Annotated in this window: 1 pseudogene; it reads right to left on the bottom strand. The window is 59.8% G+C overall.

The features are described 5' to 3' along the window. A pseudogene (locus tag AACS18_RS06990) lies at positions 1-788 on the bottom strand (D-2-hydroxyacid dehydrogenase family protein); the annotation flags it as partial. Positions 789-1,058: the final 270 nt, after the last annotated feature.

Here is a 1,058-nt window from a genome sequence, read left to right as displayed (position 1 = left end):
ACATCGAGCGCGGCCCGTTTCCCAGGATGGTTACTGAGCTCTGCATAGAGGGCGCCCGGCTCGATAAGTTCGGCACGGCTGGTATTGACCAGCAGAGAGTCAACTTTCATGCGGGCCAGATCTGCGCGGGTAACAGCGCCGCGGGTTGCCTCGCTCAGGCGCAGATGCAGCGTGAGGATATCGGCTTGACTGAAGAGCACCTCCTTGCTGGAGGCGCAGGCATAGCCATCCAGCTCGGCCTGCCTGCGCGAAGCCTCACTGCCCCATATCAGTACCGACATGCCGAATGCCTTGCCATAGCGGGCGATCCGCTGGCCTATCTTGCCGTAGCCCCAGATGCCGAGCGTCAGCCCATGCAGCGTGCGTCCCAAACCGAGGTCACCAGATTGCTGCCATTGGCCTTGGCTTAACGCCTGGCTGTAAACAGGTATATGGCGGGAGGCTGCCATGATGAGCGCCCAGCAGAGCTCGGCGGGAGCAATAGGGCTGCCGATCCCTTCTGCCACGGCAACGCCGTACTGCTGGCATAGTGCCGGGTCGATATGCTGGCTGACTTTTCCGGTCTGGCTGATGAGTTTAAGGGTGGGAAGCTGTATCAGCAGCTGTTCGTCGATGCGGGTACGCTCGCGGGTCAGCACCAGTGCTTCCATTCCTTCCAGCAGGGCGGCAAGGCGCGTTGTATCGGGTTCGCTCTGGTTGAGGATGGTGACGTCATGACCCGCCAGCAGGGCAAAGCAGGGGAGGTGGCGCACCTGATCCTGATAGTCATCCAGAATGGCAATCCGCATAAGAAATCCTTCTCGGTTGCGTTGGCTCGGACCACTATCTTACCGGAATAAAAGGTGTCTGTTGTTTTCAAACGAACACAATCAGAAGGGAGGGCGATCATGCCCATGTCCACGGACCTGGAAGAGTTCGACAGGCCAAAACAATCAGGGCCCCCGAATGGGAGCCCTGATGGCATGAGGTTGGCGTCTATGTTGCCCGCGCTTAGCCGTGCTTGCGGCCGGAGAGACGGCACCACTCCTCTTTGACGGCGGTCGGGTCCATCTCGAACC

It is taken from the genome of Aeromonas sp. HMWF015 (assembly GCF_963878965.1).
In the GTDB taxonomy this organism is placed as follows: Bacteria; Pseudomonadota; Gammaproteobacteria; order Enterobacterales; family Aeromonadaceae; genus Aeromonas; species Aeromonas veronii.
Note: the sequence above shows the minus strand (reverse complement) of the source record. Positions and strands in the feature narration are given on the sequence as shown.